22 protein-coding genes are annotated in these 24,059 nt (G+C 44.9%); 10 read left to right on the top strand and 12 right to left on the bottom strand.

Annotation, left to right across the window (positions count from 1 at the left end; all coding sequences use genetic code 11):
* Positions 1 to 15: 15 nt before the first annotated feature.
* Positions 16 to 1,554 (bottom strand): gluconokinase, encoded by a 1,539-nt coding sequence (gntK, locus tag HFD99_RS10810; protein WP_123797839.1) that lies wholly within the window; start codon positions 1,552 to 1,554, stop codon positions 16 to 18.
* Positions 1,547 to 2,278 (bottom strand): GntR family transcriptional regulator, encoded by a 732-nt coding sequence (locus HFD99_RS10805; protein WP_103042633.1) that lies wholly within the window; start codon positions 2,276 to 2,278, stop codon positions 1,547 to 1,549. Before HFD99_RS10805 ends, gntK begins: the two co-directional genes overlap by 8 nt.
* Positions 2,279 to 2,492: 214 nt before the next feature.
* Between HFD99_RS10805 and HFD99_RS10800 the strand changes: the two genes are divergently transcribed.
* Positions 2,493 to 3,788 carry a GntP family permease gene (locus HFD99_RS10800; protein WP_016822522.1) on the top strand — a complete coding sequence of 432 codons (1,296 nt, stop codon included), beginning with the start codon at positions 2,493 to 2,495 and terminating at the stop codon, positions 3,786 to 3,788.
* 21 nt (positions 3,789 to 3,809) lie between these two features.
* The gene (locus HFD99_RS10795; RefSeq protein ID WP_039276484.1) at positions 3,810 to 4,952 is read left to right on the top strand and encodes a glycerate kinase family protein; all 1,143 of its coding nucleotides are present in this window, start codon (positions 3,810 to 3,812) and stop codon (positions 4,950 to 4,952) included.
* Positions 4,953 to 5,127: 175 nt separating this feature from the next.
* On the opposite strand, the gene HFD99_RS10790 is transcribed toward HFD99_RS10795, so the two are convergent.
* Both HFD99_RS10790 and HFD99_RS10785 read right to left on the bottom strand, forming a co-directional pair.
* Positions 5,128 to 6,123, bottom strand: coding sequence for a CdaR family transcriptional regulator (locus HFD99_RS10790; RefSeq protein WP_016822524.1), 996 nt, complete (start codon positions 6,121 to 6,123; stop codon positions 5,128 to 5,130).
* Positions 6,124 to 6,400: 277 nt separating this feature from the next.
* Positions 6,401 to 7,519, bottom strand: coding sequence for an RDD family protein (locus HFD99_RS10785; protein ID WP_123797838.1), 1,119 nt, complete (start codon positions 7,517 to 7,519; stop codon positions 6,401 to 6,403).
* Between the two features lie 247 nt (positions 7,520 to 7,766).
* Between HFD99_RS10785 and HFD99_RS10780 the strand changes: the two genes are divergently transcribed.
* Positions 7,767 to 8,324 (top strand): GNAT family N-acetyltransferase, encoded by a 558-nt coding sequence (locus tag HFD99_RS10780; RefSeq protein WP_044786774.1) that lies wholly within the window; start codon positions 7,767 to 7,769, stop codon positions 8,322 to 8,324.
* Here HFD99_RS10780 and HFD99_RS10775 read toward each other — a convergent pair.
* Positions 8,305 to 9,189: a GNAT family N-acetyltransferase gene (locus HFD99_RS10775; RefSeq protein ID WP_123797837.1), complete on the bottom strand. Its 885-nt coding sequence runs from the start codon at positions 9,187 to 9,189 to the stop codon at positions 8,305 to 8,307. The genes HFD99_RS10780 and HFD99_RS10775 overlap by 20 nt on opposite strands.
* Positions 9,190 to 9,350: 161 nt before the next feature.
* Here HFD99_RS10775 and HFD99_RS10770 point away from each other — a divergent pair, with 161 nt between their 5' ends.
* Both HFD99_RS10770 and HFD99_RS10765 read left to right on the top strand, forming a co-directional pair.
* Positions 9,351 to 11,303: a BglG family transcription antiterminator gene (locus HFD99_RS10770; protein WP_045244766.1), complete on the top strand. Its 1,953-nt coding sequence runs from the start codon at positions 9,351 to 9,353 to the stop codon at positions 11,301 to 11,303.
* Between the two features lie 168 nt (positions 11,304 to 11,471).
* A complete protein-coding gene (locus HFD99_RS10765; RefSeq protein WP_123797836.1) occupies positions 11,472 to 13,469 on the top strand; it encodes a PTS fructose transporter subunit IIABC in 1,998 nt (665 codons plus the stop codon).
* A gap of 139 nt (positions 13,470 to 13,608) precedes the next feature.
* Here HFD99_RS10765 and HFD99_RS10760 read toward each other — a convergent pair whose 3' ends face one another.
* Both HFD99_RS10760 and HFD99_RS10755 read right to left on the bottom strand, forming a co-directional pair.
* Positions 13,609 to 13,950, bottom strand: a complete 342-nt coding sequence (locus tag HFD99_RS10760) for a DUF3243 domain-containing protein (RefSeq protein ID WP_013373818.1) — start codon at positions 13,948 to 13,950, stop codon at positions 13,609 to 13,611.
* Positions 13,951 to 14,065: 115 nt separating this feature from the next.
* Complete coding sequence (locus tag HFD99_RS10755) at positions 14,066 to 14,980, bottom strand: phosphatidate cytidylyltransferase (RefSeq protein ID WP_123797835.1); 915 nt, start codon at positions 14,978 to 14,980, stop codon at positions 14,066 to 14,068.
* A gap of 97 nt (positions 14,981 to 15,077) precedes the next feature.
* On the opposite strand from HFD99_RS10755, the gene HFD99_RS10750 reads away from it, so the two are divergent.
* A complete protein-coding gene (locus HFD99_RS10750; protein WP_016822532.1) occupies positions 15,078 to 15,620 on the top strand; it encodes a hypothetical protein in 543 nt (180 codons plus the stop codon).
* A 14-nt stretch (positions 15,621 to 15,634) separates the two neighbouring features.
* Here the strand turns inward: HFD99_RS10750 and HFD99_RS10745 are convergent, their stop codons facing one another.
* Positions 15,635 to 16,528, bottom strand: coding sequence for a diacylglycerol/lipid kinase family protein (locus tag HFD99_RS10745; RefSeq protein ID WP_123797834.1), 894 nt, complete (start codon positions 16,526 to 16,528; stop codon positions 15,635 to 15,637).
* A gap of 148 nt (positions 16,529 to 16,676) precedes the next feature.
* On the opposite strand from HFD99_RS10745, the gene HFD99_RS10740 reads away from it, so the two are divergent.
* Both HFD99_RS10740 and HFD99_RS10735 read left to right on the top strand, forming a co-directional pair.
* Positions 16,677 to 17,543, top strand: coding sequence for an SDR family oxidoreductase (locus HFD99_RS10740; RefSeq protein ID WP_090889139.1), 867 nt, complete (start codon positions 16,677 to 16,679; stop codon positions 17,541 to 17,543).
* A 155-nt stretch (positions 17,544 to 17,698) separates the two neighbouring features.
* On the top strand, positions 17,699 to 18,040 hold the full coding sequence (locus HFD99_RS10735; protein WP_025366208.1) for a zinc ribbon domain-containing protein YjdM: 342 nt from the start codon (positions 17,699 to 17,701) through the stop codon (positions 18,038 to 18,040).
* Between the two features lie 120 nt (positions 18,041 to 18,160).
* Here the strand turns inward: HFD99_RS10735 and HFD99_RS10730 are convergent, their stop codons facing one another.
* On the bottom strand, positions 18,161 to 18,916 hold the full coding sequence (locus HFD99_RS10730; protein ID WP_016822536.1) for an AIM24 family protein: 756 nt from the start codon (positions 18,914 to 18,916) through the stop codon (positions 18,161 to 18,163).
* Between the two features lie 250 nt (positions 18,917 to 19,166).
* On the opposite strand from HFD99_RS10730, the gene HFD99_RS10725 reads away from it, so the two are divergent.
* Positions 19,167 to 20,219 carry an LLM class flavin-dependent oxidoreductase gene (locus tag HFD99_RS10725; protein WP_090889133.1) on the top strand — a complete coding sequence of 351 codons (1,053 nt, stop codon included), beginning with the start codon at positions 19,167 to 19,169 and terminating at the stop codon, positions 20,217 to 20,219.
* 108 nt (positions 20,220 to 20,327) lie between these two features.
* On the opposite strand, the gene HFD99_RS10720 is transcribed toward HFD99_RS10725, so the two are convergent.
* The 3 genes from HFD99_RS10720 to HFD99_RS10710 all read right to left on the bottom strand — a co-directional run bounded on the left by HFD99_RS10720 (position 20,328) and on the right by HFD99_RS10710 (position 23,039).
* On the bottom strand, positions 20,328 to 20,837 hold the full coding sequence (locus tag HFD99_RS10720) for a DUF1036 domain-containing protein (RefSeq protein WP_016822538.1): 510 nt from the start codon (positions 20,835 to 20,837) through the stop codon (positions 20,328 to 20,330).
* 81 nt (positions 20,838 to 20,918) lie between these two features.
* Positions 20,919 to 22,427 carry an aminotransferase class V-fold PLP-dependent enzyme gene (locus tag HFD99_RS10715; protein ID WP_123797833.1) on the bottom strand — a complete coding sequence of 503 codons (1,509 nt, stop codon included), beginning with the start codon at positions 22,425 to 22,427 and terminating at the stop codon, positions 20,919 to 20,921.
* Positions 22,428 to 22,562: 135 nt separating this feature from the next.
* On the bottom strand, positions 22,563 to 23,039 hold the full coding sequence (locus tag HFD99_RS10710) for a DsrE/DsrF/DrsH-like family protein (protein WP_016822540.1): 477 nt from the start codon (positions 23,037 to 23,039) through the stop codon (positions 22,563 to 22,565).
* A 199-nt stretch (positions 23,040 to 23,238) separates the two neighbouring features.
* On the opposite strand from HFD99_RS10710, the gene HFD99_RS10705 reads away from it, so the two are divergent.
* Positions 23,239 to 23,976, top strand: coding sequence for a hypothetical protein (locus tag HFD99_RS10705; protein ID WP_123797832.1), 738 nt, complete (start codon positions 23,239 to 23,241; stop codon positions 23,974 to 23,976).
* The last annotated feature ends 83 nt before the right edge of the window (positions 23,977 to 24,059 follow it).

Here is a 24,059-nt window from a genome sequence, read left to right as displayed (position 1 = left end):
CCTGTATTTATCCTTTTAGTGTTTAATTAAGCCTCTTTGGTAATGAGCAATCCGTGTATAATCTTCTTCCAATACTCTAGATAGGTTAATGAAAATCGGTAGCAACTTCCTATATTCCTTGGTTGCTTCTTCTTTGGGTGCATGTTTGTTGGTACTGCCAATCATTTCAGAAACCACTTCAAATGATTGGATTTTTCCAATGGCATACAAGCCTAAAATACAAGCTCCTAGACAAGAACTTTCGTAGCTTTCTGGAACGACGACTTCAGATGCGAATATATCAGACATCATTTGCCGCCAAACATCTGACCTTGCAAAGCCTCCTGTAGCTTGGATTCGGGTCACGGGACCATCCATGCATTCGGTTAAGGCCAAAAATACGGTGTATAAATTGTAAATGACTCCTTCTAAGGCTGCGCGAATCATATGTTCTTTCTTATGCGACATCGTTAAACCGAAGAATGAGCCACGTACGTCTGGATTCCATAAGGGAGCACGTTCACCAGCTAGGTAGGGATGGAATAACAATCCATCAGACCCTGGCCTTACGCGTTCAGCAATTTTGGTTAACACATCATATGGATCAATTCCTAGTCGTTTCGCTGTTTCTACTTCTGATGAGGCAAGCTCGTCACGAATCCAGCGAAGAACCATCCCGCCATTGTTTACCGGTCCGCCAATGACCCAGTGCTTTTCCGTTAAGGCATAACAAAATATTCTTCCCTTTTCATCTGTTTGCGGCTTGTCTATGATGGTTCGAATGGCACCGCTTGTCCCAATAGTGACGGCAACTTCGCCTTTTCGTATCGCATTGACACCTAGATTAGAGAGAACTCCATCGCTGGCCCCAATGACAAATGGTGTTTGTGGATCGATCCCCATCTTTTTTGCTAAATCTGAATTACAGTCGGTAAATATTTTGGTTGTGGGCACGAGCTCAGATAGTTGAGAAGGGGTTATACCCGCAATTTTTAATGCTTCTTCATCCCAATCCAGCTTTTCGAGATTCATCATGCCCATGGCTGAAGCCAGGGAATAATCAACAACATATAAATCAAAGAATTTTTTGAAAATGTATTCTTTAATTCCGATATATTTTTTAACTTTGATAGCGATTTCAGGAAGGTCATTCACAATCCAAGCTATTTTAGTTAAGGGTGACATGGGGTGAATGGGTGTTCCTGTTCGTCTGTAGACCTCTTGGCCGTTCAACTCATCCTTTATATGATGTGCCCACGCTTCACTGCGATTATCTGCCCAAGTGATACAAGGCGTAAGTGGACGGTCATCTTCACCCATTGCAATAACACTATGCATGGCACTGCTAAATGAAACAAACGATAGTTTTTTTTGTGAGTGATGTTTCATGATATTCGAAGTCGCTTGTAGGACTGCTTGAAAAATCTCCTCAGGATTTTGTTCAGCTGTCGCTATATCTGGTGTATAAAGCGGGTACCCGATATTTTCTTGTTGGATGACTTCACCTTTTTCACTAAATAAAACGGCTTTCGTACTGGTGGTTCCGATATCTATACCTAACATGTAGTTAGTCATTTTGTGGCACGACTCCTTTGGACAGCAGTTGTTGGGACATCCATAAGTCTTCTACTTTACCTTGAACATCATCAAAGTTTTCATGTAAAGACTTAATCATAAGGTCTCTATCTTTTGCCTGGATTGCTTCAATATAAAGTTCATGATTTGATACAATCCGTGTAAAGTCTTCATACTTTTCATTGAAACGCATACGCATCGACAACAGAATGAGGCTTTCCATCACGGGCTTTAGGTTATTCCAGATCATCAGAATGTATGAATGATTAACTGCACGAATAATCGTTTCATGGAACAAGACATCTTGATATGAAAACTCATCGGCATCACTATATTTGACTGCGACTTTCATCATTTCGAGTATTTTACTAAGTTCCTTTGCTAAATCATGAGTGTCCATCTTTATAAGACGTTCAAATACGAAGGATTCTATAAGTAGACGAACATCATAAATTTCTTCTATTTCTTTCTCTGATAGACCAATAACGACCGCACCCATTCTTTCGAGTCGGATGATATTTTCAGAAGCCAATATTTTTAACGCTTCACGAATGGGTGAGCGACTTACAGCAAAATCAGCAGCTAATTTATTTTCAGATAGTATGGTACCGCTTTCAATTGCGCCAGAAATGATGCGCATTCTAAGCTCGGATGTTACACGATCCCCAGCAGAGGCTTTGAGAAGCCATTTGGAGGGATATAGGAATTCACTGGACAGAACCATAAATTCACCTTCTCATTAATCAAGTATACTTGTATACAAGTATTATAATCTAAAATTTTAAATTTGCAAGCGTATTCATTAAATTGATTTTGTAAGCCTGTTCGGGCCTTTTTGTGCAAATGCACAATCAATTTCGTCTGTTCTTCAATATAATTCACACGTTGCAATCGATATAATGAAAGCGTAATCAAAAATTGCCCGGGGGGTTAGACAGATGGAAGGGTTAACGATCAGTTGGATAGGAGCTCTAGCAGGGCTGGCTATTGCAATTATTTTGATATTAAGAAAGCTGAATCCGGTTTACGCTTTATTTTTGGGAGCTATTGTAGGCGCTTTATTGGGCGGAGCCAATCTGGAGCAGACGATCAGCGTGCTAATTAGTGGTACGCAGAGCGTGATGGGGACGGTCATTCGTGTGCTCGCGGCAGGTGTATTGGCAGGCGTGATGATGGAGTCTGGGGCAGCGGAGACAATTGCACAGGCTATTGTAAAGAAGTTTGGCGGCAGTAAAGCGATCCTTGCACTAGCGTTAGCGACGATGATTATTACAGCTGTAGGCGTATTTATTCCCGTGGCAGTGCTCATTGTGGCACCTATTGCCTTGTCGGTTGGGAACAAAATGGGGATTTCCAAGCTGGCTCTTCTGCTGGCCTTGTCTGGTGGCGGAAAGGCGGGGAACATTATCTCTCCGAATCCCAATACGATTGCGGCGGCGCGCGGGTTTAATCTGGATTTAAGCCACGTTATGTTGGCGGGTGTGGTGCCCGCGATATGCGGATTAATTATGACTGTTTTGGTGGCGTCTATGTTGAAAAACAAGGGCGTGAAGGTATCCGAACAGGATATTATGGATAGTGATGTCGATACGTCGAAGTACCCAGCATTGGGACGGGCGATTGTAGCTCCGGTGGTAGCTGTTATTTTGCTGATGATTAACCCGATTGGTTCCATCTCTGGCATTGAAGCACTGTCGAACTTCAAGGTCGACGCGATGTACATTTTGCCGATCGCCGGGATTGTAGGTATGCTGGCCATGGGACAAGGGCGCAATATCCTGAAATATTCGGCTTCCGGTTTGAATAAAATGACGGCAACCGTGCTCATCTTGATCGGTGCAGGTGGGATTGCGGGTCTGATTTCTGCGTCTAATTTATCTGCTCAGGTAGTTGGCTTGATTGAAGCTTCGGGAGTTTCTGGCACATTTTTGGCACCGCTTGCAGGGATTCTGATGGCGGCCGCCACAGCATCGACTTCAACTGGCGTTATTTTGGCGACTGGCTCGTTTGGGGAAGCCATTCTGAACATGGGGACAGCCCCGTTAGCTGCTGCTGTGATGGTGCATACAGGAGCTACCGTCATTGATTCCTTGCCACAGGGCAACTATTTCCACGTTACGGCAGACAGCATGAAAATGAGCATTAAGCAACGGATGGGATTAATCCCTTATGAAGCTATTGTGGGCGGAACTATGGCGATTGTAGCAACCATATTGTATGGATTCATACTTTAATATTCACGATGGGGTGACAAAATGAGAGAGAAAACATTTGTACTGGCACCGGATTCTTTTAAAGAAAGCATGACGGCAAAGGAAGTGTGCATCGCAATGGAGAAAGGATTGCGCAAGGTCTATCCGACAGCCCATTATGTCCACGTTCCGATGGCAGACGGTGGTGAAGGAACAGTGCAGTCACTGGTGGATGCGACAGGCGGGCAGCTTCGTTACATGGAGGTGACAGGACCGCTTGGAGAACCTGTAAAAGCGGCATATGGCTTGCTGGGAGACGGCACCACTGCGGCAATCGAAATGGCATCTGCCAGCGGAATCCATCTGGTTAATAAGGACAATAAAAACCCGTTAAAGACAACAACCTATGGTACGGGTGAGTTAATACGTGAGTGTCTGAACCAGGGAATTCGAAAAATTATCATCGGCATTGGCGGAAGTGCGACGAATGATGGCGGTACAGGTATGGCGGAAGCGCTGGGGGCTAGATTTCTGGATGCGGCAGGCAATACTCTTCCACGCGGCGGCGGCAGTTTGGGCGAGCTGGACAGCATTGATATTTCATCACTGGATGACCGCTTGCAGCAGGTGCAATTGATTGTAGCCTGTGATGTGACAAATCCGTTATGTGGGGAGCATGGGGCATCTCGTGTATTCGGCCCACAAAAAGGAGCAACCCCGGAAATGGTGCAGCAACTGGATGCTAATCTTGCCCATTATGCGGATGTGGTGAAGCAGCAGCTGGGAAAGGATGTGCGCGATCTTCCAGGCGCGGGTGCAGCAGGCGGATTGGGTGCTGGTTTATTGATTTTTACTCAGGCGGCGCTGCAAAAGGGCATTGAAATCGTGATTGAATACACCGATTTAAAACAGAAGCTCGCCACGGCTGATATCGTATTGACGGGAGAAGGCGGCATTGATTTTCAGACCAAATTCGGTAAAACTCCGTATGGAGTAGCTCAGGCAGCCAAACAATCAGGCAAAAAGGTCATTGCGGTTGCAGGTTATATCGGGGAAGGGATCGACACGCTATACAAGGAAGGAATAGATGCGGTGTTTGGCATCGTGCCGGGAGCCTCGGAGCTGGGTAAGCTTCTGGCCGAAGGGCCGCAAAACGTAGAGCGCACATGCGAGAATATCGCAAGAGTGCTTCAAATCAGTGAGTAATGATCGGATTGATAGGCGAGGAACATAAAACGGCATAATATAATTACAATGGAATACGAGCGCTCGCCTGTAACCCCGGTTTTCTTTAGCCAACGGAGATTGGTGGAGAAATTCGGGAGTGACGGCGAGCGAAAATAGGATATAATCGCAGCATGATCTGGCGTGATACAGCAGTTCATTGATGCAGCGCCAATAAGCCGTGCGTAAGTTCAAAAAGCTGAAGGAGATTCCGGGGATCTTTGCCAGTTAAGGTATGGATGCGCTTCAAACGGTATTGCAGTGTATTTCGATGAATGTTTAATTCATCTGCGGTAAAGGAGACACTGCCATTATGATTAATAAAGCTTCGCAGCGTATCCAGCAAATCCACGGTATCTTCCAGCTTGCTGACCAGGTGGATTGTGTTAGTCAGGTTGGTTTGGCTTAATTTGACCAAGAATTCGACTTCTGCAAAAGAGACAATCTGCACAGGTGGACGCAGAGCTAGTACAACATTCATAGCGGACTTGGCTTGCATATAAACATCCGCAATGCTGTGCTCTTGTCTGCTGATGGCAATCAGCACATCAGGATGGCTGCGTACAAGTGGTTCCAGTAGCTTGGTCGTTGGTTCCTGATTTTGCATCAGGATGAGATAACTGTCTTCCTCCATACGAAAGGATGGATGCTGCATGAATATATTGGATAATTCGGCGAAATGAGCAGGATCGGAAGGAAGATGCTTTACATATACGGCCGAAGTTTTGAGAAGCAAATCAATGTGATATTGAGCAGCTTCTTTTTTTATTTTTTGGGTATAGGCTCCCTGATGATTTAACAGCATTTCCAGTACGGATTTTTTTCGGTTGGCCTCATGGGCCAAGTGCTCCAAGGAAATACGCTGTTCAATCAGGAGAGACACCGTAGTTTTAACAATGTTGCAAAAAGGACGAACTTCGTCAGGATTGCCTGAAATACCAATGACACCAACTAGCTCATGATGAATGACAATCGGTTCATTGGTTCCTTTTTTCTCGTAATGTCCGTCCTGCCACACTTCAATCATTTTCCCGGTTTCGAGCGCCTGAACAGCCCCTTGGTGAATGGTTCCGATTCGTTCACTCTCGCCGCTGCCAATGATGATGCCTCGTTCATTCATAATATTGATATTGTATGGAATATCCTTCATCATTTTGTCTACGATGTCTTGGGCTTGTCTTTCGGAGAGCGGAAACAGATCAGGATTCCTCCTTTATCTAGTGATGTAAGGTGTTTTACTGTATCACATTAATTGAAAGGGCTTTCAAATCGTTGTGCATCTGAACAATATAATAAAACAGGGCGCCGAACATGTCAGCCTATTTTATCATAGATATCAAGAATAGTTGTATGCGAAAAAACAGGGCTCCGAGGAGCACCTGTCTTTTGCGTCTTATTCTTTCATTATTCGTCCTGGTCCGTCACGCTGTCTAAGGTCGAACCTCACGAAAGCTATAGGTAATATCATGAATTTCTTTCTTTAAACGGCTATATTTTGATGCAGGCGTATACCCGATGATCTGGTAGAAATTATTATCAGTCTCAATAATGGCTACATGGGTGACATAATGGTTTATATCTTTCTGCCCTTTAATCGTGAACTGAGTGGCAGGATATCCTTGAATCGTGGTGTTGGATGAAGGTCCTACCGTAGAGAGATTAAACTCTTTGGTCATGTTGTTTTGAATTTTCTTTGTGTAGTACTGGCGCGTTACATTACCCAATTTCTCCTTCGAATTGGATCGTACGATAACAGACTTTTCAATGTAGGGATTGAATATCGCAATATCTGCTTTTCCTTCCCGGTCCGGGTCTGTTGACCAATCTAACGGAGCGGAGATCTGAACATGTCCATCTCTACTTACAAAACTCTGCTCCTGCTTGCTTACCGGAGCTTCACTGGACTTGTAACTGTTTGCCAGTACAAAAATAGCATTTACAAACGAGGCTCCCAAGATCACCATTGCGGTAAAAAATATGAAGAGCGACCGTCTCATTGTCTTTTTGCTAATAGGCTCCAAGTCCCGCACCTTTACCACATATGTACCTGCAGCTAAATCACCAATTCGTTGTCTAGAGGCAGTTACTAACACGCTGATACCAGCAGGTAGTGAACCCATTAGCAATGGATTGGTGTCTATTAACCTGAGCAGCGTACGAATGAGTGATTTAAGAAAACCAGGAGGTCTTCCTTCTCCGGTAACCACCTTAATACGAAAAACGAATTTGCCAAGCGTATAGCCTGTGTAACCCTCCAAGAGCAAATAGTAGCAGAAGAAAGCTATAATCAGAATGCAACGGGAGGCAATCGCTAAGGGCAACAACCATCTGTCTGTTATCTGAATGACTGAGATAAAGAAACAAATATACCCGATTATAAAAAATATAAAATCAAAAAGGGTTGCTCCCCAACGTCTAAACAAAATAGACGAACCGTAGGTTTTTGATATTTCGGCCATTCTGTTTGTTTCCCCATAGTTTTGCCCATGCCGAATGTACTTCTCTCTTGCTGCTACTTGTGAATTCTGTGGTATGTGCTGGTCTTCCAAATCGTACACCTCATTTTAATAATCCATAATTTAAAAACACACTCCTTATATAACGGTCTTTTTATCATCCATGATTAGGAAAACATTCTATAAACAAAGAAGTAATTATAAATATCCCTTTAGAGGTATTCTTTCATTTACATTATAATTGGAAGAAGAAAGTAATGATCATCGAATATTGAACTTAGCGGCATAGGTATGCAAGGAAAAGCTTGCGAAAGTGAACAACGGAGAAGGCGGTGAGAATATGAAACGTGAGTTTCCGGTTATAACAACCGAACGTCTTGTATTACGAAAAATGGTAGCGACGGACAGCAAGGATATGTTGGAATACTTTTCAGATGAGCAGGTGATGAAGTTTTACGGGCTGAGCCCATTTGAGTCTGAACAGGAGGCACTGGATGAGATCCGTTGGTATGATCGGATTTTGGAGACAGACCAGGGAATCCGCTGGGCTCTTCAAATGAAGGAAGGTAAAATCATCGGTTCTTGCGGATTTCATAACTGGGATCAACGTCATCACCGGGCAGAAATGGGCTATGAATTGTCCAGAGCCTATTGGGGTCAAGGGTTAATGTCCGAGGCACTTGCGGCTGTGATCAACTATGGGTTTCATATCCTACCGTTGAACCGCATTCAGGCACTAGTAGAGCCGGAGAATACACAATCCTTGCGTTTGCTTGAAAAAGCAGGCTTTCGGCAGGAAGGAATCCTGTCCCAGTATGAATTTACGTCCGAGAAATATGATGATCTTTGCATGTGCGCACTCGTTAAATCAGAATATATCAATCGTTCTCAGAAATGAGAGAAGTAGTTGGATCAAGGGGTATACACATTTCATATTGCTCAATAGGGTCCTTCGAGAAGCCTGTTTTTTGGATAAAGCCTTCAAGAGAGTGATTGTCGGACAGGCAGATATATACCTTCTCGACCTTTTGGGTTTCTGCCGCTTTATGAAGTAGGGTACGTCCAAGGCCTTGGTTTCGATGTTTGGGATCGACCCAAAGAAAGTTGATTTTACCTTGAGCACTCATAGCAATCATACCGACTCGGGTTTGATTCACCGCATAGATGCCGAGAAAAACTTCCTGTGTGCTGTTAGCGTAATAAGGTGTGTCACTTTGCCAATGGATGTGACAGTCGGTAAGAGTTGTACGAAAATCTGCGACATCATCAAATGTTAGTTTCTTAAACATGTACGGTGATGAGGGAGCGGGAGAGATTGATGGGACAGTACCGTTGTAGTATTTTAGCGTATAGCATACCTCATAGTCGTGCCTTTTATAGAACTGGACAGCCCGATCATTATCCGTAATGACTTCGAGCCATAGCTGCTGACAGTTCTCGGATATGGCCGTTTGTTTATGCAATTCGAGCAACCTGGTGCTAATACCCTGGCCACGGTAAGCTGGACCGATGCATAGCGTGCCGCAACGCATGGTCTTATACCCGTCAAACTGCCGTATACCGCCTAGAATCAAGCCAATTGGCTGATCTTCATCCATGGCAAGGAAAGAGTGGCTCCGTGAATTACCCTCTGGACCGAAAAAACGTGCCGCGAAATCGTCTTGTTCCATGGTCAGGCGAATGGAATAGTCTGAGAATCCGAGCGAAAATGCCTGGAAAATGTGCTCCATGCTGACTTCATTGCATCTCAAATAGGTGATCACTGTTCTTCCTCCTGAAAATCCAGTATATTGGGATTGTCTTATTATACACTCCGTATGTTGCTGTAGGGTTACAATGAGTATATCGATAAGCTAATATAAGGCTAACAAAATATAACCCGGTATGCCTGGACATTCTTTATTTTGGAAGATAGGAGATTGGAATGAACAAAAGGCAAGTAGAAATTTTTCGCAAGTTGTTAACTGAATCGAACCGACTGTGGTTAGTGCAGGATCTGGCCGATCAAACGGATTGCTCAGAAAAGACGATTCGAAACGATCTAAAAGTAATTGAAGAATATCTAGTCAAGCACTCCAATGCCAATCTGGTGAGAAGACCGGGACGTGGCATTTATTTGGAGATCAGTGAAGCGGAGCAGGCTGATTTATTTCACCGGCTGTATGCAGGCGATAGTACAGCCCAGCATGAATCGGATGAGGAGAGGGTGCTGCATCTCGCCTATCGGCTCTTGATGGATGCCAAGCCTGTAACGATACAAGATCTGGCCTCTCAGTATTATGTGAACAAGACGGTGATCCGTAGAGATATGGAAAAGATTGATGACTGGCTGCACAGCTTTGATCTTGCCTTGATTACCAAGCAGCGCGTAGGCTTGACCATTCAAGGCACTGAGAAAAACAAGCGGATCGCTTTGGCGCGGATGAATCAGCTGATTGATAGTCCTGAGTTGACGGGACAGATGATGCGCAAGCAGTTTGAGCCACACGAGATTGCCACCATCCATCATGAATTAAAAGTATTTCAAAAGCATCATGAACTCAGCTTTACGGATGAAGCCTTTGAGGGTCTCATGCTCCATATTCTCTTAATGGTCAAACGAACCAAGCTGGGACAGCCCATTTCTCTCTCCGAACAAGACATTGCCTTTTTGCAGGAGAAGGTTGAGTTTACATGGGCTACTGCGTTTTTACGGCAGCTGCAAAAGCTGTTTTCCGTACCTTTTTCCAAGGAAGAAACGGCCTATCTAACCCTGCATTTGTTGGGTGGAAAGTTTCGTTATCAGCAGGAGGATAGCAAGGGGAAACACAGCGATCTGGCAGACAGCCATCCGCTTTTGCCTAAACTGATTGAGCAGTTAGTCCGGCGGATGTCGGAGCTGAATATGATTGACTTTTCCAAGGATAAGATGTTGCTGAAAGGGTTGAAAGTCCATTTATATACGACCCTGAATCGGCTTCAATATGGGTTGACGGTGTCTAATCCTATGCTGACTGAGATCAAGAAGATGTACCCTTACATGTTCGACCGGGTTATTATTACGCTGGAAGAGGTAGGGAATTTGGTTCGGTTATCGTTCCCCGAGGAGGAAGCGGCGTATTTAACGCTACATTTTCAGGCTTCTGTGGAGCGACTTCACCAGAAAGAAAGTCATCCTCAGAGGGCCATTATCGTGTGTCACATGGGCATTGGTATGTCCCAGCTATTGCGCACAAAGGTGGAACGTAAGTTTCCGGCTGTACATGTGGAGACAACTCTTTCGAAGGCAGAAGTCCAGGACTATCTGGCAACCCGGGAGTTGGATCTGATCATTACAACCGTGGATCTTCCAGAGCTTAGTGTTCCGCATATTCTCGTCTCTCCATTGCTAGATGCCAAGGATGAGCGTCAACTGGAGCAAGTGATCAGACGAATGGATGAGCCGGAACCTAGAGTCGCAGATGAATCTGTATTTTTTAAGTACACAACACCTTTTTTAGTCTTTCCCCAGCAAGAAGTGCAGCGTCCCGAACAATTGATTTCCAAGCTGGCGCAAATACTGGAGGACAAAGGATATGTGGAAACAGGTTATGTGGACAGCGTATTGGCGCGAGAGAAAATGTCGGCTACGACGATCGGGGGAGGCATAGCCATCCCGCATGGCGGCTCAGAGTGGATAAGGCAGTCAGCCATTGTAGTCGCTACTTTAAAGAAGCCACTTACTTGGGGAACCGAGAAAGTGGAGCTTGTGTTCTTGCTTGCGGTAAAACAGGATGGGCGGGAAGAAATGCGGCAGTTATTTAAGGAGTTGTCCCTAATCAGTGAGCAGCCAGCTCTAGTTCATGCTTTATCCAAGGAGACCGATGCGATGAGACTATTAGGGAAGCTAAAGGGATAAACTAAATTAAAAGCCATGCTTTGGAGCAGGACTTATAGATAAGTCCTGTTTTTTGTCCGTATTATTCTATTTTTCCGAAAGTTCCGGTAAAAAGTTCGCCCGATAACAGCAAAAAAGGCGGTTATACTATCAATGTAAGCGGAAACACCAGAGAGAAGGGGAATGACTATGAAGATATTAGCGATTACCTCATGTCCTAATGGAATTGCACATACGTATATGGCAGCTGAGAATTTGCAAAAGGCAGCGGCCAAGCTGGGTATCGAGATGAAGGTCGAGACACAAGGCTCCATTGGGGTAGAAAATCAACTAACTGAGCAGGAGATCCGTGAAGCGGATGGCATTATTATTGCAGCGGATAAGACGGTGGTCAAAGACCGCTTCGTCGGCAAGAAACTGCTGGTCGTTGGAGTACAGGATGGGATTCGCCGTCCGGAAGAATTGATCCAGCGGGTGATGAAGGGGAATGTGCCTGTGTACCAGGCAGAGTCACGTACCTCCGAAGCTAGCTCACAGGAGAATAAACCGAAGCAAAATCCTATCTACCGCCACTTGATGAATGGTGTATCTTATATGGTACCCTTTATCGTCATTGGAGGATTGCTCATTGCCATTGCGTTGACGATTGGCGGTGAGAAGACACCAGGCGGTCTAGTTATACCGGACGGTTCATTTTGGAAGACGGTTCAGGATATCGGTTCGGCTTCATTTACCTTTATGATACCCATCCTCGCTGGGTTCATCGCGATGAGTATTGCGGATAGACCGGGGCTTGCACCGGGTATGGTTGGCGGATTCATTGCTGCGAACGGCAGTTTTTATGGAAGTGAGGCGGGAGCCGGATTTATCGGCGGAATTATCGCTGGTTTCCTGGCAGGTTATGTTGCACTGGGTATTCGGAAAATGAAGGTTGGGCGAGCGTTACAGCCGATCATGCCTATTATTATTATCCCTGTGTTGTCATCTTTAATTGTAGGATTAATCTTTGTCTTTATCATCGGTTCTCCAGTCGCACAATTGTTTGAAGCTTTAACGGGTTGGCTTGCAGGTATGCAAGGTACAAGTTCAATTTTATTGGCACTGATTTTAGGTGCGATGATCTCCTTTGATATGGGTGGTCCAGTCAATAAAGTCGCATTTTTATTTGGCTCGGCCATGATTGGTGAAGGGAATTACGAAATTATGGGACCGATCGCCGTTGCGATTTGTATTCCACCGATTGGAATGGGACTTGCAGCAATGATCAACAAGCGTAAATTTGCACCAGCAGAACGCGAGGCTGGAAAGGCGACATTCACGATGGGACTATTCGGTATTACTGAAGGAGCGATTCCCTTCGCTGCACAAGACCCATTGCGTGTTATTCCTAGTATCATGGCAGGGTCTATGGTCGGTTCAGTCATTGCGATGTTGGGAAATGTAGGAGATAAGGTAGCTCATGGTGGACCGATCGTAGCCGTCCTTGGTGCAGTGGACAATGTATTGGTGTTCTTCATTGCCGTTATTGTCGGCGCAGCTGTGTCGGTCATCCTGGTGAGTCTGCTGAAAAGAGATATTGTAACTGCAAATCCAGCTGTTGCTGGAGAAGAGACATCTGGAGATTCTGCCGCAGTAACGGAACAATCTATGATGACTACGACTGCCGCCGAGTCATCAGCTGTAGCAACTGCAAATAACGATCCAGCCGTATCTTCGCAAGCCATTCACATTGAGAAGTTGACAGATATTGTAACGATGGATCTGATTGATCTGGATCTGGAAGGAACGACACAGGATGCCGTGATTGATGAAATGATCGGAATACTTGAGAGGAATGGAGCCGTAAGTTCTGCCAGTGGTTTTAAACAGGCCATATTGGACCGAGAGAAGGAAAGCTCCACAGGCATTGGAATGAATATTGCCATCCCTCACGGTAAATCGGAAGCTGTACTGAAGCCAAGCGTGGTCTTTGGATTGAAGCGGAGCGGAGTGGACTGGAAAAGCTTGGACGGCAGTGAAGCGAAACTAATCTTCATGATTGCTGTTCCGCGTAATAGCAAGGACAATGCACATCTGAAGGTGCTGCAAATGCTGTCTCGTAAGCTGATGGACGATCATTTCAGAGAAGCACTTCTGGCGGTTACTACCAAGGAAGATGCATATGAATTGTTGTCCCAGGTACATTAATTCCATACGCTAAGCAGAACATATTGTAATCCCTAACGGAACGCGCTGCAACGATAGTAAACGCAAAAGCAGTCTATCCTCATTTAAGGATAGACTGCTCTTTTATAGTAAAATATTGTTTTTCATCAATTAAATATTTCTACGAGGATTGAGCCACGCGTACGAGCATATGAGCAAGCGCGTGCTGCTGCTCTTTGTCCCCTACCTTCCACAATTCCTGAAGAAGCTTCTCCTCGCTATTGCGTGGTTCTTCCTTGGCTGCCAGATAGCCTGCGATCTTCTCAGCTGCTTTCGCCATCACTTCTTCATTCAAGCCGATTTTTTGAGCCATTTCAATTTTGTCGCTCAAATAACTTTTGAATGAATCAAAGCTACCCAAAATGTCATCCTTTTTGCTGTCGTCTATCCGATTTAACGCGTCATCTACTTTGTTCAGTGCCACTTCGCCTTCCTTATTTACAACATGATTGTGCTCTGCCATTTCTAACGCCTCCTCAAGATTGTTTTCTAGGATAAGGACTGCTTGCGGTACAGTAGTACTTACCCCGGCTCACTAAAATGAAAACGGTGAGAAGCGGAGTGCAGGGAGACAATTGCTACATAAAGTCGAAAAAATAACGAATTACGTGAAAAAAGACGGGCGAGGTGTAGGTCAAGCTATCCACCCGGCTTAAGTAGCTTTTTTTCAAAGCATCGAACTTATCATCATCACCGATTAATAAATCTCGCTTCAGCACGGAAACCGTTAAGCTCCCGAAGAAACCGCTCAAGCTAATCAACATGCCGAGAATAATCCCAAATTTCAGATCAAACGGCGTCAGGTACGGATAGATTAGATAGGAAGCCGCTATGGTTACGGGAAAAGCGAATGCAAAGCCTTCCCAAGTTATATTGGGATTGGATGTCGGGACGATTTTCCGCTTGCCGAAATAGAGCGATGCCAGATAATGTGCGACATCATTGAGTTGTGTCAGTACCACTAGAAAAAGTACAAGTTTCGCTCCGTATTGCGGTGTAGCAAACTGAAAATATGCCAGGTGACTCAGTCCAAAAACCATCAGCATGAGTCCCCATTGAGTCGAGCTGACACTGCGCAAGAAACCAACGGTTCCTTTATTGATCAATCGAGGGAGCGGCAGCAGCAAGAACACATAGATAGGGATAAAGACAATAAACATTCCATACCACCCGATATAAATCCAATAAAACTGTACAGGAATCGCCAAGTATGCCCATAAAAATAACCTGCGGTCAGCTTTTCTAGATCTAATCATGGAGAAGTATTCTTTTAACGCAAAGAAAGTAAGCACCATCAAGGAAAGCAGTGAAACGATCGGATTGAAAAGTGTTGCCAGGCAAAAGATAAAGAACATGCCCCACCAGGTCTTGATGCGAAGCCCAATAGCTGCATAGTCTTTGTTTGGCTGTGTTTTGGCTACCACTATATAAATCAGATGGATGATTAATAAGGCTATACAAATGAGGGTTAACGTGAATAACGAACTGTCCATTGCGACTCACCAACTTATAGCAAAATAGGATTCCATGAAGGGGGTCCTATGTTATTATGAAGGAATAATTCAAACTTGATAAGGGGAAATTTCGTAAATGGTAGCTGATCAGTCCGTTTTTATCTTGCTTACGAATACGGGAACGTTTCTTACGAGAGTTATTAAAAGCTATACAAGAGCGCCATACAATCACGCCTCCATTTCCTTCGACCGAGAACTTTCGGAGTTATACAGCTTCGGGAGAAAGACCCCCAGTAACCCTCTGGATGGTGGTTTCGTGAAAGAGGATATTAAGACAGGTACATACAGCAGATTTCCGAATACAACATGTGTTATCTACGAGCTTCAAGTAACCAATCGCGAAGTCGAAAAAATGAAGAGAGTTCTACACGTTTTTATCCGAAGCCGACAAAAATATATGTATAACTTACTGGGCTTGATTGGCGTTGCACTCAAAGAACCCGTCGAGTTCAGTAATTCTTATTTTTGTTCGCAATTCGTCGCGGAAATTTTACAGCGATCCGGCATAAAAATATGGAACAAGTTGCCTGCCCTTATCACACCAGACGATTTTCGGCAAAGTGACCGATTCCATTTGATCTACGAAGGAAAATTGAGCGAGTATGAGCCTCAAGCCTGAGGATAAGCACCGTATTACTCAGACTCCTCAGGCACAATCACCTCGATATGACGCGGTAGAATACGAACCTCAATAGGCAAAGACGGTCCTTCCTCACCATCTACATTCGTACTGACCGATTCTGCGGAGCTGACACTTACATGCTTTGCGGTAAAGTAAACGACGTCTTTATGATCCTTCAAGTTGCCTAAAAATAAGGATATACTGGCTGTCACCGTATTCAATATATTGAGGTTTTTGAAAATAAAGCAGTGAAGCAGGCCATCATCAACAGCTGCCCCGGGCACCAGTTTCTCAAATCCGCCAACTGAGTTGGTTAAAGCAGCAAGAAAGAGTGGGGATTCGCCTTCCCAAGTCTTGTCATCATAGCGAACGATAAGCGGATGGGCAGGATGGTTGATCAGTTCTTTCATACCTTCTTTAATGTAGGCAAATGTGCCAAACATGGATTTATCGTCTGACGACACAGCGGATAGCGATTCGGCAAGCGAGCCAGTGGCAACAACATTTGCAAACATTCGACCGTTTAAGAGGCCCATATCTACGGCTTTCACGCGAGCAGAAGTGAGTGTACGGATCGCCAGTTCGGGATTTAGCGGAATTTGTAAGGCACGGGCAAAATCATTGACCGTCCCAAGAGGGATGACCCCCAGTTTTGGACGATGGTCTTGATCCATGAAACCATTAATGGTTTCGTGGAGCGTGCCATCTCCACCGAGGGAAACGACTAGATCATAAGTTTCCTGACAAGCAGTGACGCAAAAACGGGTGGCATCAAGTTCTCGTGCCGTCTCTTCGACTGTAACAGCGTATCCTTGCTCACGTAGAATTTCTTCTACGTTTCTGACATGTTGGAGGGACTCCTCTTTGCCGGAAGAGGGATTTACAATGACCATAGCTTTCTTCATATACATATTCCTCTCTTTGTGGAAGGTCTGGGTTACCAGGGTTACCAACCCTTACCCGTAAAGCATACCTTTAGACTCTAAATTAGACATGTATCATATTTTTAGTTACTATATAAAAGTAAATAAAAATATGAATGGAGGATTTCGTATGAAAATCGCATTAACAGGAGCAACGGGGCAGCTGGGGGCCATTGTGGTAGATACATTGCTTGCATCCGTTCCGGCACAAGATCTTATTGTTAGCGTAAGAAATCCGGAAAAAGCCGAGGGGTTACGTAATCGTGGCGTTGACGTTCGTCATGGCGATTTTGATAAGCCGGAAACGCTGGATCAGGCATTTGCTGGTGTAGACCGACTGTTGATTATATCCGCAGACGGAGATAATGATACTAGAATTCGTCAGCATAAAGCGGCTGTTGATGCTGCTGTGCGTGCGGGAGTGGGCTTCATCGCGTATACCAGTGCTGCCAATGCCGCTGACAGCACTCTATTCCTTGCACCTGTACATCGTATTACGGAGGAGTTCATACGTGAGTCGGGTATTCCTTATTCCTTCTTGCGTAATAATTGGTATCTTGAGAATGAAGCAGGCACGATCCAATCCGTACTCGCGGGAGCTCCATGGCTAACCTCGGCAGGGTCCGGTAAAGTAGGTTGGGCAACCCGTGCTGATTACGCGGAAGCGGCTGCAGCCGTGTTGTCTGGCGAAGGGCATGAGAATACCATATACGAGCTCTCCGGTAAGCCGATTACCCAAGAAGAGTTGGCAGCCATACTTGCCGAGGTCCTAGGTAAAGACGTTCCTGTACAGCAAGTGGACGATGCTGCGTATGCCGAGATTATGCTCGGTGCGGGAGTACCGGAAGGTGCCATCCCTATTGTGGTAGGCATTCAACAGGCGATTCGCGAAGGAGCCTTGGATGTCGCAAGCAACGATTTAGAGAAGCTGTTGAAGCGTCCCCTTACACCGCTTAACCAAGGGATTAGTGAACTAGTCAAGCAAATTCAAGCATAATAACCGTACTGTCAAAAACGGATGCTACCTAGGAAGGTTAGCATCTGTTTAGTTACATTCATAAGTGGAACCGCGACTGATTATCCAATATACTTGTAGGGAACTCCAAGGTAGGCTTGGAATAGAAATAATATATGAATGGAGTACATAATACCATGTCTAATTTGCCAAACTGTCCTGAGTGTAATTCAGAGTACACCTATGAGGACCGCAGTCTGTTCATTTGCCCGGAATGCGCTCATGAGTGGTCTGCCGAGTCAGAATCTGTAAGCAGTGAAGATGTAAAAGTCGTCAAAGATGCGAATGGTAACATTCTAAAGGATGGTGACTCTGTAACGGTCATTAAAGACCTTAAAGTGAAGGGAAGCTCTTCCGTCTTGAAAATCGGCACCAAAGTAAAAAATATCCGTTTGGTGGAAGGCGATCACAATATTGATTGCAAAATCGATGGTTTTGGAGCAATGAAGCTAAAATCGGAGTTTGTCAAAAAGAATTAAAGTGTACAGCAGAGAAACTATTCAGTTCCATGAGGATTAAAAAAAGGAGAAGCCGAGGCTTCTCCTTTTTTACTAGCATTTGGCATCATTGGGCTTCCAATGCTCATGCCCACATAGATGTCATAGTGGTGCTAGCCATACAGTTCCGGTTCCCCTGTATACATTAACCAGCCCTTCGCCGGAAGCGGCCGAGCCCATTTTGGTTTTTCCCGATTTTTCGACGGTGAACTGTAGGGTGTTGGACCACATAAGGGCAAAGTTGCCATCCACCTTGAGCACATCATTTTGCAATTCTATAACGACCGCTTCATCAGAAGGGATCGGCGCTTGAAGTGCCAGCACTCCTTTTCCACGGGCGCTTAAATTAAATAACCCTTCTCCGCCCAGTGCAGCAGAAGAAAGATTACTGCGTGCAACGACGGATATGTCCAGCGTGGTGTCGCAAGCTAAAAACAATCCGTCTTCGATGGCAATGTCATCATTATCCACATCAATGAGCCAAATATATTGGTAGGTAGGCTCCAGCATAATGGTCCCCGTGCCTTTATAATGCGGTTTAATAGCACCTGTCCCCGTTACAGCACCGGATACCAGGTTTCGCATTAAGCCTCCGACGCCTTTTACACCGGTAGTCATTTCCATGCTGCCTACAGTATATTGCATGGCACCTGCCCTCATCATAATCTCACTATTATTGATTTCGATCATGAGCTGCTTGCGGCGCATGTTACTTTTGCTCATATAGTAATTGTCTTTTGCAGCTGCAACCGAGGTGCAACTCAAATCTGTTATGTATTCCAGTACCGTAAATCCACCTAATTGGTCAGTGATGGCAACATTGCTGTTATCCTTTAAATTATTAATGACAAAAGCCATAATGTATGTGCCTCCTTGTTGTTTTCATGGTGTGGGGATGGAAATCTTATTTATTCCATACCATAAATTCGACAAAGAGACTGCTTTTCCTGCGTGGATCTCGGCACTTCTCTCGCCTGATTTTCAGACTTAGAAAAGGAGAGCTTGAAAAAGATGTGAAAAAGGTTCAATATAAAGATATCGGTTTTTAAAATGATTTACTTTGGAAGCAGCCGAATAAAAGTGAAACATACAATAGGGGGTAGCATAAGTGGAGATAGGTATAAGCACGTTTGTAGAAACAACACCGGATCCCCAAACCGGTGAGGTCATCAGTCACGCACAACGGATACGTGAAGTGGTCGAGGAAATTGTACTTGCTGATCAGGTAGGACTGGATGTGTACGGCGTGGGAGAGCATCATCGTAAAGATTATGCAGCATCTGCTCCGGCTGTTATACTGGCTGCTGCTGCGGCACAAACCCAACGAATTCGCCTAACTAGTGCGGTTACGGTGCTTTCATCGGATGATCCGGTGCGTGTGTTTCAGGACTTTGCTACGCTGGACGGTATTTCGAATGGACGAGCTGAGATTATGGCAGGCCGAGGTTCTTTTATAGAATCGTTCCCATTGTTTGGATATGACCTGGATAACTACGATGAGTTGTTTGATGAAAAGCTGGAGCTGTTATTGAAAATACGTGAATCCGAAAAAGTGACCTGGAAAGGCGGACATCGGTCCGCAATCAACAATTTGGGCGTGTACCCGCGTCCGGTGCAAAATCCTTTGCCTGTATGGATTGGGAGTGGAGGCAATCAGGAATCAGTGGTTCGTGCGGGCTTGCTTGGATTGCCGTTGGTGCTTGCCATTATTGGAGGCAGCCCTATGCAGTTTGCACCATTGGTGGAGTTGTACAAAAAGGCAGCTAAACATGCAGGTCATGATACATCGCTGCTTCCAGTTGCATCCCACTCGCATGGTTTTATCGCGGAGACTACCGAGCTTGCAGCGGATAAGTTTTTCCCTTCCACTCAGCAGAGCATGAATGTGCTTGGGCGTGAACGTGGTTGGGGTCCTTATACTCGTTCCAGCTTCGATGCCGCGCGCAGCTTTGAAGGAGCATTATATGTGGGCGATCCTGATACGGTAGCCAAGAAAATCATTCACCTCCGTAAACAGGTAGGCATTACACGGTTTCTATTGCATGTGCCCGTCGGCACGATGCCGCATGATGATGTCATGAGAGCTATTGAATTATTGGGAACAGAAGTAGCGCCACGGGTGCGTGAAGAGATATCCAAGTGGGAATCCGAGAACAAATAGGCGGATTGACCTCAGTATCGAGAAAGATAAAGGAGCAGACCATGTGAGGAGGTCGCTCCTTTTTTGGTTCTAAATAATCTGTACAGGTGGGGCCGATCAGATCATTGTTTATTTGGTCCGTTTTTTATGCGTGATGCGTCTTTGCAGGAGAGGCTTTCCTTGTTTTAGTCTCTTAGGTTTTGCAGGAACTCTGCGCAAGATAGGTTTCTCTTGAGTTGCTTTGGAAGGCAGCGTCATGCGGAGTGTGGTTGATGCAGGTTTTCTTTGACTGCTGCTTGTTATAAAGTCGATAGTATAGTTCAAGACGAACGGGCTAACCGCAATTCTCCGCAGTCCCACGTTTCTACAAGTGGTACAGCCTGTATCCCAGCACCAATCGAAGGCATTTTCAGGAACTTGAGTGAAGTATGAACCTCGCCATGTACGTCCAAAGTCGTCCTCGGCATAATAGAAAAACGTATTACCTCCGGCGAAGCCGCTCCATACTTGAATCGTTTGACCGGGGTTCACACGAAACCAGCCTGCTTTAGAGTAGTTAACAGGAGTACAGCTGAAGTCCGGATAGGCAAAAACTAGAAAGATAGCCGCATTGGTGCTGTTGCGAAAATTGACACCCATTGTCGCCCCTTCTTTCCTCATATAGTAATCTTACAGTGTAGCTTATGAGTATTTTGAAAGAAGGAAACGGACAAGAGTCTTTTAATTGCTAAAGTTGAACCATTTGCTGATGTCTATTTTGTGATGTTCATTCATAGATCGCCATTCGTTTGATTCCGGTTGATAGGTATAATCTTTTTGCCAGGTTATGATGTTTTCCATGATAGCCCGTATGGAAGAGACAATATAGGAGACTTCCTGATTGGTCATCATGGGATGAAGCGACAGACGCACCCAGCCCGGCTTTCGAGATAAGTCTCCCTCATGAATCAGGTCTGTCATTTGCTTAGATGCTTGCTGGTCGATGCCCAGCAAATAATGTCCATAGGGGCCTGCACATGAACAGCCGCCTCGGACCTGAATGCCAAATCGATCATTTAGTAGTTTTACAATCAGGTTATAGTGAATATGACCGACAACGAAAGAAACGATTCCCAGCCGATCTTGGCTGTTTCCTCCCAAAATATGCAGACCTGGTATGGTGCCCAAGCCTTTTAGCAATAATGAGGTCAGCTCCTTTTTACGCTCCAACATGCGGCTGTATCCCATTTGTTCCTTCAGCTGAATACAGAGCGCGGTTCGAACAGCCTGTAGAAAAGGAGGGGTCCCTCCATCCTCGCGTGCTTCAATACTATCTTTATACTCGTATCCACCCCAAGGATTGGTCCAACTCACCGTACCGCCCCCGGGTTGATCGGGAGCACAATGGAGGCACAGCCGCGAATCCATAATGAGAACGCCGCTTGTACCGGGGCCACCAAGGAATTTGTGAGGGGAAAATACAATTCCGTCCAGTTTCTCAAGGGGATCTGTAGGGTGCATGTCGATCTCCGCATAAGGTGCGCTTGCCGAAAAATCAACGAAACATACGCCGCCATGTTCATGCATTTTGCGGGATAGCTGGTGAATCGGCACTTCAAACCCTGTAACATTGGAGCAGGCGGTAAAAGCGCCAATCTTGATCGGGCGATGCTGAAATTGAAGCAGCAGTCGTTCGAGATGAGCTGGATCGACCATTCCTCCAGGACCTGGAGGAAGACACACAACGTCTCCAATGGTTTCTGCCCAGGAAATATGATTGGAATGATGCTCCATGTGTGTAACAAAAATAACGGGACGGTCTTTTTTAGCGATGGGGTAGAGGGGCTTTAATTTTTCATGTATTTTCAATCCTAATAGTCGCTGAAGCTTATTCACCGCACCTGTCATCCCGGACCCGGCGAATAGAATGATATCATGTTCATTGGCATGAATGTGGTTCTTAATGATTTGTTTTGCTTTTTCATAGGCTTGGGTCATTAGAGTACCTGTCAAATTAGACTCCGTATGCGTGTTCGCCACAAATGGACCTAATTCATGAACTATTTTCGACTCGATGGGGCCATACAGACGACCGCTGGCTGCCCAATCCGCATAAATCAGCTTTTTAAGCCCATATGGAGATTCAAAGGTCTGGTGATAACCGATTGTATTTTCGCGATACTTTTGGAAATAAGCCTCGTTAGAAGGCTGATACCTACAGTTACTACTTCCGATTCGAGCCATGAGCATACGGCGCCTCCCAAGTCGTTCTATCTTCTTAGGGTACGTAGGGAGGCTGGAATAGGTTAAAAAAAATAGGCGAATGTCATCATTTAGTCAAAATAAAAAGCCTCATCCAATAGCAGGATAAGGCATGAGGATATATTAGATAAAAAGCTGCATATCCGACTCAAGCGCATCTTTTAGATACGTTTTTGCCTCGATAATTTCCAGTTCAGGGATGAATTCTTCCGGTTTAAAACCCATAATATCCACCGATAGCTTGCAGGCATAAAATTTGACGTTTTTCTTCCGGGCTCCTTTCAGGAAATGGATCAGCTTCGGTGCCTCATTGTCTTCCAGCATTTCCGTCAGCATCAGCTTGCCCAGACCGCTAAAATTCATATGGGATAGCGGTAAAGCTTCAGGCCCCTTGGGAGTCACCAGATCCATAAGTTTCTCGTAAATGGTCTTGTCCTCAAGCGTCATTTTATCGGGATCACGAACCAATGATAATCCCCAGAATGCAAAAAACATCGTAACCTCGACATCCAGCTCCCGAGCTGTATTGGCCAAAATCAGTCCAGCCATAGCTTTATCATAATCGCCGCTGAACATAAGCAGATTCATCCTTTTGTCCACGATCTTCCGCCTCCATTACCAACAGATATATTCAGTATGGATTTGGAAAGGAGAACTATGCCCAGTTCACATATTGATCACAATTGTAGGAGATGTGTCGGATTCAAGAGCACTATTCAATATATGTTATTATTATCTATGGAAATTACATAGCACCATTGTTTATGGAATATAAGAACAAATGAGGAAGGAACGGGTTTTGAAATTTATGAGAAAAACATCGTCTATAATGTTTTTGTTTTTATTGCTGATTGTGACAGCATGTGGAACCCATCAAGAGAAGAATACGGATTCATTTTCAAAAGCCTCAATCTCCAAAAATATGTCCTCCGAGCAACCGATAAATTCTGAAGAGAAGAAGGAAGATGCAACTGATGCAGGCCAATCTATGAAAGTGGTCGTATCTAAAGAAAAAGCTATAATACGTTCAGAAGAGGGAAATTCGTTAGTTCATGCAGATTGGACGTCAGGCCAACCTGATGTGGAGTTACCCCTTCAAATGGGGGCAACTAAGGCTGAACTCGTATTAGGGATGGATCATCCTAACGGAGTGAAAACATTGGTGGTATTCCCTTCCGAGTCTACAGGTTGGCCACTCGACTTGTCTTCAACTGGAGAATCGGAAGCCTTTGACGAGTTTGGTGAATTGAAAGCAGGCTATAGGTTTCAAGCGAGCGTTTACGATTTTGATCATGATGGAACCAACGAATTAGTCATTGCAGCGGGTGACTTAGCTACGAATGCTGAGATATGGGTTTTTTCATTTACAAATGTAGAAAACATTAAAAAGATAGATCCCTTTCATCAGGAGTTAGCTGTAACAGGGCAATCCTATATTACTTTAAATGGACATGAATTAGATGTGCCTTATGGCTCTCAAGGTTTATTTGAGACTTATAAGTATATAGATAAAGAATTTCTTACTCCGGTAAAGTAAGCTCACCGTTACCAATGTCATATCTACAAACCGCTCCCATTCTGTATAATCTCAAGGGAATTCAAGACACAAGCCTGAGATCG

The organism is Paenibacillus sp. EKM301P (genome assembly GCF_011800295.1).
GTDB classification, from domain to species: Bacteria; Bacillota; Bacilli; order Paenibacillales; family Paenibacillaceae; genus Paenibacillus; species Paenibacillus polymyxa.
This window is presented reverse-complemented; position numbering and strand designations above follow the sequence as displayed.

Coding starts and splice junctions, on each gene's coding strand:
- gntK (WP_123797839.1), bottom strand. CDS start 1,554: ATGACTAACTACATGTTAGGTATAGATATCGGAACCACCAGTACGAAA.
- HFD99_RS10805 (WP_103042633.1), bottom strand. CDS start 2,278: ATGGTTCTGTCCAGTGAATTCCTATATCCCTCCAAATGGCTTCTCAAA.
- HFD99_RS10800 (WP_016822522.1), top strand. CDS start 2,493: ATGGAAGGGTTAACGATCAGTTGGATAGGAGCTCTAGCAGGGCTGGCT.
- HFD99_RS10795 (WP_039276484.1), top strand. CDS start 3,810: ATGAGAGAGAAAACATTTGTACTGGCACCGGATTCTTTTAAAGAAAGC.
- HFD99_RS10790 (WP_016822524.1), bottom strand. CDS start 6,123: ATGATGAAGGATATTCCATACAATATCAATATTATGAATGAACGAGGC.
- HFD99_RS10780 (WP_044786774.1), top strand. CDS start 7,767: ATGAAACGTGAGTTTCCGGTTATAACAACCGAACGTCTTGTATTACGA.
- HFD99_RS10770 (WP_045244766.1), top strand. CDS start 9,351: ATGAACAAAAGGCAAGTAGAAATTTTTCGCAAGTTGTTAACTGAATCG.
- HFD99_RS10765 (WP_123797836.1), top strand. CDS start 11,472: ATGAAGATATTAGCGATTACCTCATGTCCTAATGGAATTGCACATACG.
- HFD99_RS10760 (WP_013373818.1), bottom strand. CDS start 13,950: ATGGCAGAGCACAATCATGTTGTAAATAAGGAAGGCGAAGTGGCACTG.
- HFD99_RS10755 (WP_123797835.1), bottom strand. CDS start 14,980: ATGGACAGTTCGTTATTCACGTTAACCCTCATTTGTATAGCCTTATTA.
- HFD99_RS10750 (WP_016822532.1), top strand. CDS start 15,078: ATGGTAGCTGATCAGTCCGTTTTTATCTTGCTTACGAATACGGGAACG.
- HFD99_RS10745 (WP_123797834.1), bottom strand. CDS start 16,528: ATGAAGAAAGCTATGGTCATTGTAAATCCCTCTTCCGGCAAAGAGGAG.
- HFD99_RS10740 (WP_090889139.1), top strand. CDS start 16,677: ATGAAAATCGCATTAACAGGAGCAACGGGGCAGCTGGGGGCCATTGTG.
- HFD99_RS10735 (WP_025366208.1), top strand. CDS start 17,699: ATGTCTAATTTGCCAAACTGTCCTGAGTGTAATTCAGAGTACACCTAT.
- HFD99_RS10730 (WP_016822536.1), bottom strand. CDS start 18,916: ATGGCTTTTGTCATTAATAATTTAAAGGATAACAGCAATGTTGCCATC.
- HFD99_RS10720 (WP_016822538.1), bottom strand. CDS start 20,837: ATGGGTGTCAATTTTCGCAACAGCACCAATGCGGCTATCTTTCTAGTT.
- HFD99_RS10715 (WP_123797833.1), bottom strand. CDS start 22,427: ATGCTCATGGCTCGAATCGGAAGTAGTAACTGTAGGTATCAGCCTTCT.